Consider the following 11,485-nt stretch of genomic DNA (forward strand, 5'->3'; position numbering starts at 1 on the left):
TCTGCAGATCACCACTTAAAAGCGGCGTCTGACTGGACGAGTAAGTTCATCTATCCTCCTTACGATTTCAGTATTGCAAACTCAATGATTACAAACTTCCATACACCAGAATCCACACTTTTAGTAATGATTGCTGCGTTTGCAGGCTACGAAAATGTGATGAATGCCTATGAAGTTGCTGTAAAAGAAAAGTATAGATTCTACAGCTATGGCGACGCTATGTTAATCGTTTAACGATGTGGCTTAAAAGATAAAATAAAAAAACGTGGATAGCCTTAAACTATCCACGTTTTTTTAAATAGTAACCTTTCAATAACAACATGAACTTTGTAATTATCGTTGCTGCCGGAACCGGAAACAGAATGAATAGCGATCTTCCAAAGCAGTTTCTTGACTTAAATGGACTGCCGATTGTTATGCATACAATTAATCGATTTTGCCAATCAGAAACCATTTCGGAAGTTATTTTGGTCATCAGCGAGCCAATGGAAAGTTTTTGGACCGAACTGTGTTTGAAGCATCAGTTTGATCGCCCTATACATATCGCTTTTGGCGGACAAACCCGCTTCGAAAGTGTAAGGAACGGAATAGATTACATTCAGCAAAATTTTGATATCGGTCCAAAAGACTATATTGCGGTGCACGACGGAGCTCGGCCTATCATCACTGAAGCTCTTATTAAAAAAGCCTTCCAGGGGGCGTATGATCATCAGGCAATTGTCTTAGCACAAAAGAGCATTGAATCAGTTCGGATGGGAGACACCACATCCAACTCTGCTGTTGATAGAAATCATACCTGGTTAGTACAAACTCCACAGGTTTTTCATGGAGAATTGCTTCTAAAGTCCTATCAGCAAGCCGAAGATCCCCTTTTTACAGATGATGCGTCGGTGGTAGAGAAAATGGGCAAGCGTATCGCTATCATTGAAGGTGACTCCAGAAATATAAAAATCACCTACCCTCAAGACTTACAAATTGCCCAGTTCTATCTGAATTTGATTTAATGGATTAAGCATTGCCACGAATAACGCGCAATAAAACCACAATAATAGCAATGACCAAAAGGATGTGGATAATGTTATTGCCAGCCGCATAACCTCCAAAAAAACTTATCGCCCAAATGATAACTAAGATAACGGCGATGATATACAGTAAATTTCCCATTTCTTTATAATTTAATACCTAAATCTATTTTTTATAGGTATAACAACGAAAAAAGAACTATAGTTTTATTTTAAATGGATTAGCTAATTTCAAGCTGTAATCTATCGTAGGCTAAAAACATGTTTTCGGGCAATTCTCTGGAAACAGCTTCATGCAGTCCCATTCGATGCCCTATATGTGTAAAATAGGTTTTATCGGCATGAATATCATAGGCAAATTCAATCGCCTCATCCAATGTTAAATGTGAAATATGAGATTCCTTTTGCAAAGCATTTACCACAAGAATCTTTACTCCTTCCAATAATTTCCGTGATTCTGCGCTGATAAATTTCGCATCAGTAATGTAGGCGAAATCTCCGATCCTAAAACCCAAGACTGGCATTTTATAATGGAGAACCTCAATAGGCATAATTTCTTTTCCAAATAAAGACAAGGGTACACCGGCCTTTATCTCTTCCAAATCCAACCGCGGAGCTCCGGGATATTTAACTTCTGTAAACGCATAATAAAATTCTCGTCTGAGCGCTTCATGGAGAGCTGCTGTACCGTAAATAGAAATTGAGCTATGCTGCTGATAATTAAATGCCCTTACGTCATCTAAACCAGCAATATGGTCTTTATGTGAGTGTGTCATTAACACCGCATCCAAATGCATAACTTTCTCGCGCAACATCTGATACCTAAAGTCTGGGCCAGTATCCACAACCAATGTATGTTGATTGTATTCAATAAGAATAGAAGAACGTAACCTCTTATCACGTCTGTCTTCAGATTGACAGACCTGACATTGGCATGCTATTACAGGTACCCCTTGTGATGTTCCGGTTCCTAAAAATGTTATTCTCAAGCTACAATTTTTGATTTCAATATTTCTTCATAAATCGGAAGAAGTTTTTCAGAAATGGCCTCCGAATCAATTTCAATATCCAATAATATGTTCCACAATGACTGGATTTTTATTTCAAGATTCGAAAACTTATTGACTACTACAACTTTTGTCGTCTGCAACATACAAGCGCCTGTGCGGAATGAACCTTTCTCGTATCTAACTTTATACCCTTGCTCCTTAAAAAACTCTTCTAACTTAGTTAAACTGCTTTGTGTAAACGGCAACAAAATCTCTCCTTCCTTTTAAATTTCTACCTCAGTCTTCCAAACTTAGATAAATTTGATTTTATATACAAATAAAATCACTGCTACTCATCAACGCGCCAACTTAAGAAGTTCATTGCCAAAAGTATCCCAGCTGTATTTCCTTTTTTCATCGATAATATTCGTTCTAAATTGCTCTTCTTTGTTGTAATGGTAAAATGAAAAAATACCGTCGGCTATTTGACAGGCATCAGGTTCCACAACATAACCAACGTAGCCATCTTGAACCAATTCCGGCAATCCCCCAACATTACTCACAATCATGGGAAGATCAAAATGATAAGCAACTTGGGTGATTCCACTCTGCGTAGCGCTACGATAAGGCAATACAACGCAATCCGCAGCTGAAAAATAACGTCCCACCTCCTGATTTGGAATAAAATCGGTATGCATAAAAATAAACTCTTCGAGTTTATACTTTTTTATAAGCTCCAGATAGGGAGCAGGATCACCATAAAATTCTCCGGCAAGCAATAATTTAACACCGAGATCGCGAACCTTGGAATTAGCTAATGCTTCCAGCAAGATATCTAAGCCCTTGTATTGACGAATAAAACCAAAAAACAATACGACTTTATCCTCTTCGGCAATCTTAAGTAATCGACGTGCTTCCTTTTTACTTTGATGCGCACCATAGTTATCGTAGAGGGGATGCGGCGTATATACCGCTGGCATTTTGGGGCTTAACATTTTCAGATCTGCCAGCACACTTTTACTCATAGTGAGACAAGCATCAACAGATTTCAAAAAGTAGCGGATCAACATCTTATCCCCTATGCGCTGTTCATGAGGGATTATATTATCAGCGATACATACAATTTTAGTATGTTTATTTTTTCGAACCTGTCGCTGGATTGTTCCCAAACAAGGCCCAAAAAATGGCATCCAAAATCGCACGATAAGCAAATCGTAGTTCGCCTTCCTAAGCTCCCTACCAACCTTTATCCAATTAAGTGGATTAATAGAATTCACTATTGTTTTAATATGAAGACCGGTTGGTGCAGGCTCATCTGAATATTGGGACTTCCCAGGGAAAAGAAAATTGGGATACTGTAGACTAAAGGAATAGATATCCACTTCATGACCTAACTCCTGAAAATGGAATGCCAATCGTTCATTAAAAGACGCTATCCCCCCTCCCCTCAATGGATAGGCGGATCCTAAAATCACAATTCGCATAATTATTTAGATGACTTTCTCAATTTGATAATCATTCCGATCGGAGCTGCTTCTAGAGACTAATTCTGCCAAGAAACCTGTCAGAAATAATTGTGTTCCCAAAATAATCGCTGTCAGCGCAAAGAAAAATAATGGTTGATCTGTTATATCTCTAAATGGTGTACCGCTAGCTATACTCATGAGTTTGTGGCAAATCAGATAAATGGAGATAAATAAACCTGCAAGAAAACTAATCACCCCCATAACACCAAAAAAGTGCATCGGTCTTTTCGCAAATTTGCCGACAAAAAATATGGATAATAAATCCAAGAAGCCTTTCACAAAACGGCCCGGCCCAAATTTAGTTGTACCGTATTTACGTGGGTAATGCTGTACAACCTGTTCCTGTATATTGGTAAATCCAGCCCATTTCGCAATAACGGGTATATAACGATGCATCTCGCCATAAACCTCAATGTTTTTAACAACATCTTTTTTATAAGCTTTAAGACCACAGTTAAAATCATGCAGGTTATGAATTCCAGACATAGATCTTGTTACCCCATTAAACAATTTGGTTGGGATTGTTTTGGTCAATGGATCATAGCGCTTTTGCTTCCAACCCGATACTAAATCCGCTCCCTTGTTCACGATCCGATCATACAGTTCAGGAATCTCATCTGGACTATCCTGTAGATCAGCATCCATTGTAATAACAACATCGCCCTGTGCAGCAGCAAAGCCTACATTTAAAGCCGCAGATTTTCCATAGTTGCGTCGGAACTTTATCGCAGAAATATTCGTGTTCTTTAACTTCAACTCTTCAATAACTTTCCAAGAATTATCTTTACTCCCATCATCAACTAAAATAATTTCATAGGAAAAATGATTGGCCGCCATAACACGGTCGATCCAAGCTGTCAATTCGGGTAAGGATTCTTCTTCATTAAATAAAGGAACAACAACAGAAATATCCATGTGAATGTTAATCATGCTAAAAATGTAGTATTATAATACCAACAAAGGTATTACTTTTTCAGTAATACCTTATAGGGTCAATTTTATTTTATTAAACACTAATTGGTCTCTTGCTTAATCACCAATTTTTCTCGTTTTGTCAAGGCTGATAATAGTAATGCAAAAACAAATTGAAACATCAATGTGATTGCCAATCCTTTGAACACCTGTCCTAAGGTTATCTTTCCTATAGCATCAACTTGCTTTTCAAGTTCTGCGATTTTTGAATCTATAACTTCATCTGGCACGTTGTTTTTCTCCATATACTCAATGGTAACATTAATTGTATGCGTCACCACCTTTTCTTGTAAAGTTGGATTAATGAAATTAACATAGAGTTGCGTACCAATAGTGGAAATAATCGTAGAAATAGCAAGCATCATAAAGATCGATTTCAATGCTATAGAAAAGTTCCAGTATCCACCATTTGCTTTCCTAAGAGAGAAGGCGAACAGCGCAGAGATAACAACAAAAATCCCCGTATTAACAATAAATGACATCGACATTACCCCCCAAAAGGAATTTAAGTCTTTGACAACAAACAAAACAACTAATCCTAGAATAAAAGAAATTATTCCTAAAATAACACCATAGATAATACTTTTCTTTTTGTCGATTACCGCATCAAATCCTACATTACTTTGGTTGAATGATTCTGCCATAAAATTATTTGTTATAGTAAGTACTAATTATTTGGTAAAGGGCGATATCAAAAGCCTTATTGGAAGAAGCGTCAGCATACTCTTCAAATTGTTTTTCAGATGGTTTCAACTCGCTAAAGAAACTCATAATAGGATAGAAAAGTTCATAAACTTCGCTTCTCGGATTTATTCCCTTTCCTACTTTTGCAATTTCGGCATACGGGCTATCTACTACAATCTGATTAGCAATGATATCTTCATAAATTTCATGCTCGTCTTGGAATTCATCTTCGTCAACCAGTAAAAATTCTTTTAGGAAATCATCCAATTCAGGTTCAATCTCATCATCCTTACATTCCCCTAAATAAAGAAAAATATTCAACAATTCTGTTCCACGATCTATTGTTTCATCTTCGATCGCTTCCCATTCTTCAGAATCCAAATAATCATCTTCCAATTTTAATACGTCATTGGAGAAAAAGTTCATCAATAAAAGATCGACATATACTTCACGAAGTTCGTCAAACAACGGATAGTCATCAAAAGACTGATCCAACAGTTCTAATTTCTCTAGATAACTGGCCTCCGTATTGAATACGCCAATGATCTTTTCAAGAAACTCCGGGGCTGTCGAGATTCCATCAACCTTGCCATAATTTAATATACCTGCCTCAACGGCTGCTTTAACATTTGCTTCCATGGTTTTTAATCGTTTTTAATGATTTGACTATTATTGATGACCAATTCGACAGCGCCTTTTAAGATCTGTCCGAACAATGGAGAATTTTTTGATTTGGATTTATTGGTTTTCTCATCGAAGCTCCAAGTCTTCGCTGAGTCAAATACGACAAGATTGGCTACTGCCCCTTCTTCAATAAGAGGAACGTCAAGTCCTAGAATCTGTCGGGGTCTAACTGAAAGACTATTGACAATTTGTTCTTCGTTTAATCCAGCACGAACCATGAGTGGCAATACGGTCTGTAGTCCAATAATTCCATTTTTTGCAATATGAAATTCTACATTCTTAAATTCTATTTCATGCGGTGTATGTTGCGAAACAACAGCGTCAATAGTACCGTCCTTAATTCCTTTGAGTAATACCTTAAGATCTGCCTTTGTGCGTAACGGCGGACTCACCTTATAATTACTATCAAAACCGACAATATCTTCGTCAGTAAAGACCAATTGATGTGCAGCAACATCACATGTCACTGGAAGACCTTTTGCTTTAGCTTTTTTTATCAGGTCAACGGCTTCCGGTGTGCTAATGGATGCAAAATGAATTGGAGCTCCGGTATATTCCGCCAAATACAGATCACGAGAAACCATTAACGATTCGGCAAGATTGGGAATACCCTTCATCCCCAAATAAGTACTCATCGCACCTTCATTCATTTTGTTTCCACCTGCCATAGATTCATCTTCAGCATGTGAAAAAATCAACCCATCGAATCCCTTCGCATATAACAACGCTCTGCTCATTAATCCTGCCTGCTGTACACTCCTATTTCCATCACTGAAAGCGACAGCACCCGTTTGCTTCATATCAAATAGCTCGGCTAGTTCCTTTCCTTCTCGCTTTTTACTGATAGCTCCAATTGGATGTACATCAACAAGATTCCCTTTCGCTGTATTGACAATAAGTGCAACTTCAGAACGGCTTTGAATCGCCGGTTCGGTATTTGGCATTACAGCAACTCCAGTAAATCCTCCCGCTGCTGCTGCTGCGGTTCCACTTACAATGTCTTCCTTGGTTTCTAATCCAGGTTCTCCAAAATTGGCATGTAAGTCAAAAAAACCTGGCGCTAAAATTTTTCCTGCGCCATCGATGGTCTCTATGTTTTTATCAGCTACTTTGACAGATTTCCCAATCTGCGCAATCTTTCCCTTTTCGATAAATACATCAACTTGCTGCTGATGAAATTCATTACCAGGTAAAATTACTTTAACAGAAGTAATCAATAAGCTTTTCATATATGAATGTGATTGAAATTAAAAGGATACAACTTATTTATCGAAGCATATAGCGTGCGCAGTGTTAACAGACAAACGGTGGCTTTATCACTATAAATTATATAGCTGCAAATAACTTTTTCGCGTGATGCCTGTGATTGCTTCATTTCGAGAAACAAAGTTACAAAATACAAATTTATTAAAGAACATTAAAAATAGATTTCAACGAGGAATAACTAGGCATTTTCTCCCCACTGATAATGTTTAAATTCAAACCCTGCAAGACTCAAAATCCGATCAACCACAGTTTCTGCAACATCCTCCAAAGTCTTTGGCAAACTATAGAATGAAGGTGATGCAGGGCAAATGATACCTCCGGCCTCTGTCACCAATTTCATGTTTTGAATATGTATAATACTTAGCGGTGTCTCACGGGTAACCAAAATCAATCTTCGTCGTTCTTTTAGCATTACATCTGCCGCGCGAGTTGTCAGATCAGAAGAAATTCCGTGGGCGATCCTTGATAATGTCCCCATTGAACACGGACAGACAATCATCGTATCATAGCGAGCCGACCCTGACGCAAAAGGAGCAAAGAAATCACCCTTATCATAAAATTTGAACGGTACATCCTGATAACTCTCATCGCCTAACTCCGCACGCCATACATCCTTCGCATTGTTCGACATTACAATCCCAACTTCTGCGATCTGTGTTTTTAATACCAATAGTTTTTTAAGTAAAACTTTAGCATAGATTGAGCCGCTAGCTCCAGTAATGGCAATAACAATTTTTCTCTTAGACATCTCTTTTAAAATAATAAAAACAAAGCTATAAAAAAAGGGTCGTAGTGAGAAACACCCGACCCTACATCTACCTATGAAAAACATGCCCTTGGGAGGGGCTTAACAAAAGTACATCTACTTTTTAATTTACAAAAACATTATGCGCATTACTACACATTTGTGTATATAAAATACCCCAAAAATAACTTTTTCCCGGATTTTAAGATCCAATTCACCCCGTAAAAACACCCTTCTTCTAAATTTCAGTTCAATCCCAAGCAAAATTAAATACAAATATTTTCGCAAATCAAACATTTATTCTCATCAATAAAGTCTATTTTAGTGACAACGTTAGACAATTTGTTAAGACATGAACCTTTCCGTTTTAGAACAATATATTGAAGAAGGCAGAAGCCATGATATCGACTTATTATTGATTGGAAATCCCGAACTTTTACAAGAAACAACGAGTCATGGAATTTCTCCCCTCCTATTGGCTTGCTATTATAACAAACCCCAGATCATTCGGACACTTTTACAACACACCAAATCCATGACTATCCATGAGGCCTGTGCGGCCGGGTTAACCTCATACCTGGAGGCTATTATTTTGCAAGCTCCATCTATTGTCAACGAATGGTCATCACAGGGTTTTACGCCATTGACCTTAGCAACATATTTCAACAAAGCAGACATTGTCCGTCTTTTACTATCCAAAAAAGTCAATCCCAATGTCGTAACCAAAAATGAACAACTCACCACTGCGCTACATATTGCTGCGGCAAACAACAATGAAGAGATCGGCAAGTTGCTTATCGATGCTAATGCAAATGTCAATGCCATTCAAGCTACTGGTGAAACTCCACTTCATTTCGCGGCTCAATTTGGTAATATCGACTTTATTGTTGCCTTACTCGAAAATGGAGCCGACACCAGAGTCATCAATATTTCAGGATTAGCTCCAATGGATATGGCATATGAAAAAGGCCATAAGGAGATTGCAGAGATTTTAAAGAATTAATTTCTTTTTAAAATTTCTGATCCTATACTGCAATGAAGGCAGCGCTTCCTATCACAGTAAAATCTCTTTAATTGCAAAATCCCTTGACTTTGCAATGCGCTTTGAACAGGCCAATCATATTGAGTAAATTGTCTCACAACAACATTTTTTTCTGCAGGAAGCTGCTCCAAAAGATCTAGCGCTTTATCAATATATGACTGAATACTAAAATATTTACCGTATGAAAAAAGAAATACGATAATCACGTTAATAACAAGCGTGTCAATAGTTTCTTTACCCAGCCGAACCGATGTTTTTACCTTCGTTTTTGTACCGAAAGAAAAATATCCCCCAAAATAATCACCCGGCGACTCTATCTTAAATAATTTTCGAGCAGCCTCCAAATCATCCACAGCCAAAATCTTAGCAACGCCCAACTCGTTCTTACTAAACAAAAGAGCTAATTGCGTGATTCGCCGTTCAGGAAAATTATAAGGTCTCATTCTCATCCTTTTCCAAACCCCATAAATAGCCTCTATACCATGAATACGTTTTTGATACTCAAATTCACCAGCTAGCCGCTTCATATACTCGCTTTCTTGTCCTTGAATAAACAGCCTGCTGATCCCAAAGAAAAGAGCCTCTATTTTAAATAGGTTGGAACGATATTTTTGTAAAATGTTCCAAGGTAATTTTTCCCCAAGCTCCTGAAATGTATCTGCATTAACTTTTAATCCCATACATCTGCAGATCCATACCCATAAAGTTTTTTCCCAATCCGTATTACATTGTTTTAAGATCACCGACATTTGTTGAAACTTCATTTCTAGGCGTTCAATAGCTAAACTACTCAGCCATATGGATTTTTTAAAAAGATCGACAGAACTAATCTGAAATTCACAAGGTATCGAACTTTTAGTATTCATCATCACTGAATACCGCTCCAAGAGATGCTGTTCCACATATTCCGAAAGCACCAATGTCGGTATAGATGTCCCATCATTTCGGTAGATAACTTTATCATTTTTCCACACCACATGTAAGATAACGTTATTATAAACGACATCTTCTTGATGACAATGTCGATCCCAATCCGAAGATTGGATATGCATCTCGACATGACCAAACCAATCATTATCTTTACACCTAATATGTGACATGAGAAAATCGGGGCCGGAATCTGTATTATATTGCCCCACATGAACAACGACCAAGGGTTCTCCATCAGTAGAATTCAACCCATTTGCACGGAATAGCCGAAGTTTCCAGATAAACTGCATTAAGTTTTCTGTAACTAACATAATTGTAATTTTAGAATTAAATCAACCGGCTATTGCTTATAATTCCTTAAATATACAATTTAATAATTACTGTTTCTTATAGATCTTTAAAAGATCATTGGAAACCAATTTGCTTTCTAGCAATTGTCCTTTAAATTGAGGAGCCTCAATCCCATTCAATAATCTTGTTTCAGACTCAAATACCCTTGCCTCATCCCAGAGATCCGCATCTATAAACATTTGCAGAGTAGCACGCCCTCCTTCTATGATTATTGACTGAACATCCATTAAATAAAGTTGATAAAGAATATTCTGCGGTAAATACAACCCATAATTTTCGAGCTCAATATACTTCACATTTGCTGTCCATTCTGTCTTTTTAGCATTGAACACAATTGTATCAGCTTGATCATTGAGGATATTAGCATCTAGCGGGATAGCAAGATCTCTATCTAAAAGAATACGCAATGGGTTTTTACCCTGCCATTCTCTTACGGTCAGACTGGGATTATCTACGACTGCAGTATTTGTACCAACCAAAATAGCATCTTCCTCCGCTCTCCAACGGTGAACCAACTGTTGGCTTGCGGCATTACTTATCCAAACCTGCTTACCCTCTTGTCCTATAAAACCATCCTTGGTTTGTGCCCATTTTAAAATAACATAGGGACGAAATTGACCGATACGTGTAAAAAACCTACGATTGAGCCATACGGCCTCTTTTTCCAGTAAACCAATTTCAACCTCAATACCAGCTTCCCGTAGTATTTCTACTCCTTTGCCATTGACCTTTGCGAAAGGATCCAAACAGGCTATAAAAACTTTCAAAGGTTTCAGCTCCGCAATCATATTAGCACAGGGTGGCGTCTTTCCATAATGCGCGCAAGGTTCAAGGCTGACATAAAAAGTACTTTCCGCGATAAGCCGCTTTGCCTTTTCCCCATACTTTTGCATAACCTGTTGTACAGCATTGACCTCAGCATGTGGTCCACCATACGGAGAAGTATACCCTTCACCGATAATTTTACCGTCCAAAACAATGACAGCCCCAACCATTGGATTGGGACTCACTGAACCCGCACCCATTTGGGCCAGTTCCAAACAACGATGCATATATTGCCTGTGCATATCCATAGATACAAATCTATGAAAATCGTACCTTTGACACATGAAAATACTTCAAGATTTCGAATTATTATTTCAACACGAGCTTCAGGAGTTATATGATGAGGATGAAATAAAAGCAATATTCTTAATGGTTGTTGCCGAAAAGTTTGGGTTAAATAGAACCAATTATCATTTGAGAAAAACAGATATTGTCAACGAGGCGAATAA

General features: G+C 37.8%; 13 protein-coding genes. 3 read left to right on the forward strand and 10 right to left on the reverse strand.

Annotation, left to right across the window (positions count from 1 at the left end):
• The coding region (locus B2X72_RS04920; RefSeq protein WP_286848445.1) for an S-adenosylmethionine:tRNA ribosyltransferase-isomerase at positions 1–234 on the forward strand (234 nt) is incomplete at its 5' end.
• Positions 235–320: 86 nt separating this feature from the next.
• Positions 321–1,004: a 2-C-methyl-D-erythritol 4-phosphate cytidylyltransferase gene (locus B2X72_RS04925; protein WP_145327018.1), complete on the forward strand. Its 684-nt coding sequence runs from the start codon at positions 321–323 to the stop codon at positions 1,002–1,004.
• A gap of 4 nt (positions 1,005–1,008) precedes the next feature.
• On the opposite strand, the gene B2X72_RS04930 is transcribed toward B2X72_RS04925, so the two are convergent.
• From B2X72_RS04930 to B2X72_RS04965, 8 genes are all read right to left on the reverse strand, one after another.
• Positions 1,009–1,164, reverse strand: a complete 156-nt coding sequence (locus tag B2X72_RS04930; protein WP_104382583.1) for a lmo0937 family membrane protein — start codon at positions 1,162–1,164, stop codon at positions 1,009–1,011.
• Positions 1,165–1,243: 79 nt separating this feature from the next.
• Positions 1,244–2,011: an MBL fold metallo-hydrolase gene (locus B2X72_RS04935; protein WP_088162196.1), complete on the reverse strand. Its 768-nt coding sequence runs from the start codon at positions 2,009–2,011 to the stop codon at positions 1,244–1,246.
• Positions 2,012–2,367: 356 nt separating this feature from the next.
• Complete coding sequence (locus B2X72_RS04940; RefSeq protein WP_075993352.1) at positions 2,368–3,495, reverse strand: glycosyltransferase; 1,128 nt, start codon at positions 3,493–3,495, stop codon at positions 2,368–2,370.
• 6 nt (positions 3,496–3,501) lie between these two features.
• Positions 3,502–4,452 (reverse strand): glycosyltransferase family 2 protein, encoded by a 951-nt coding sequence (locus B2X72_RS04945; protein WP_075993353.1) that lies wholly within the window; start codon positions 4,450–4,452, stop codon positions 3,502–3,504.
• 98 nt (positions 4,453–4,550) lie between these two features.
• Entirely contained in the window at positions 4,551–5,153 is a 603-nt protein-coding gene (locus tag B2X72_RS04950; RefSeq protein ID WP_075993354.1) for a DUF4199 domain-containing protein, read from the reverse strand.
• A gap of 4 nt (positions 5,154–5,157) precedes the next feature.
• On the reverse strand, positions 5,158–5,832 hold the full coding sequence (locus tag B2X72_RS04955; protein ID WP_075993355.1) for a hypothetical protein: 675 nt from the start codon (positions 5,830–5,832) through the stop codon (positions 5,158–5,160).
• Between the two features lie 5 nt (positions 5,833–5,837).
• Positions 5,838–7,106 (reverse strand): dihydroorotase, encoded by a 1,269-nt coding sequence (locus tag B2X72_RS04960; protein WP_088162198.1) that lies wholly within the window; start codon positions 7,104–7,106, stop codon positions 5,838–5,840.
• Positions 7,107–7,321: 215 nt separating this feature from the next.
• The gene (locus B2X72_RS04965; RefSeq protein ID WP_075993357.1) at positions 7,322–7,891 is read right to left on the reverse strand and encodes a UbiX family flavin prenyltransferase; all 570 of its coding nucleotides are present in this window, start codon (positions 7,889–7,891) and stop codon (positions 7,322–7,324) included.
• A gap of 349 nt (positions 7,892–8,240) precedes the next feature.
• On the opposite strand from B2X72_RS04965, the gene B2X72_RS04970 reads away from it, so the two are divergent.
• A complete protein-coding gene (locus B2X72_RS04970) occupies positions 8,241–8,891 on the forward strand; it encodes an ankyrin repeat domain-containing protein (protein ID WP_088162200.1) in 651 nt (216 codons plus the stop codon).
• Here B2X72_RS04970 and B2X72_RS04975 read toward each other — a convergent pair.
• Together B2X72_RS04975 and ribD are read right to left on the reverse strand one after the other, a co-directional pair.
• Positions 8,888–10,171: a DUF2851 family protein gene (locus B2X72_RS04975; protein ID WP_286848449.1), complete on the reverse strand. Its 1,284-nt coding sequence runs from the start codon at positions 10,169–10,171 to the stop codon at positions 8,888–8,890. The two genes, B2X72_RS04970 and B2X72_RS04975, sit on opposite strands and share 4 nt — an antisense overlap.
• Positions 10,172–10,237: 66 nt before the next feature.
• Positions 10,238–11,284: a bifunctional diaminohydroxyphosphoribosylaminopyrimidine deaminase/5-amino-6-(5-phosphoribosylamino)uracil reductase RibD gene (ribD, locus tag B2X72_RS04980; RefSeq protein WP_088162202.1), complete on the reverse strand. Its 1,047-nt coding sequence runs from the start codon at positions 11,282–11,284 to the stop codon at positions 10,238–10,240.
• Positions 11,285–11,485: the final 201 nt, after the last annotated feature.

The sequence above is a fragment of the Sphingobacterium sp. UBA7253 genome (assembly GCF_002472745.1).
Classification (GTDB): Bacteria; Bacteroidota; Bacteroidia; order Sphingobacteriales; family Sphingobacteriaceae; genus Sphingobacterium; species Sphingobacterium siyangense.

Bases quoted from the DNA above. Each gene is read 5' to 3' on its own strand.
- B2X72_RS04970 (WP_088162200.1), top strand. From the start codon at position 8,241: ATGAACCTTTCCGTTTTAGAACAATATATTGAAGAAGGCAGAAGCCAT.
- B2X72_RS04940 (WP_075993352.1), bottom strand. From the start codon at position 3,495: ATGCGAATTGTGATTTTAGGATCCGCCTATCCATTGAGGGGAGGGGGG.
- B2X72_RS04960 (WP_088162198.1), bottom strand. From the start codon at position 7,106: ATGAAAAGCTTATTGATTACTTCTGTTAAAGTAATTTTACCTGGTAAT.
- B2X72_RS04930 (WP_104382583.1), bottom strand. From the start codon at position 1,164: ATGGGAAATTTACTGTATATCATCGCCGTTATCTTAGTTATCATTTGG.
- B2X72_RS04925 (WP_145327018.1), top strand. From the start codon at position 321: ATGAACTTTGTAATTATCGTTGCTGCCGGAACCGGAAACAGAATGAAT.
- B2X72_RS04945 (WP_075993353.1), bottom strand. From the start codon at position 4,452: ATGGATATTTCTGTTGTTGTTCCTTTATTTAATGAAGAAGAATCCTTA.
- ribD (WP_088162202.1), bottom strand. From the start codon at position 11,284: ATGGATATGCACAGGCAATATATGCATCGTTGTTTGGAACTGGCCCAA.
- B2X72_RS04950 (WP_075993354.1), bottom strand. From the start codon at position 5,153: ATGGCAGAATCATTCAACCAAAGTAATGTAGGATTTGATGCGGTAATC.
- B2X72_RS04975 (WP_286848449.1), bottom strand. From the start codon at position 10,171: ATGTTAGTTACAGAAAACTTAATGCAGTTTATCTGGAAACTTCGGCTA.
- B2X72_RS04965 (WP_075993357.1), bottom strand. From the start codon at position 7,891: ATGTCTAAGAGAAAAATTGTTATTGCCATTACTGGAGCTAGCGGCTCA.
- B2X72_RS04955 (WP_075993355.1), bottom strand. From the start codon at position 5,832: ATGGAAGCAAATGTTAAAGCAGCCGTTGAGGCAGGTATATTAAATTAT.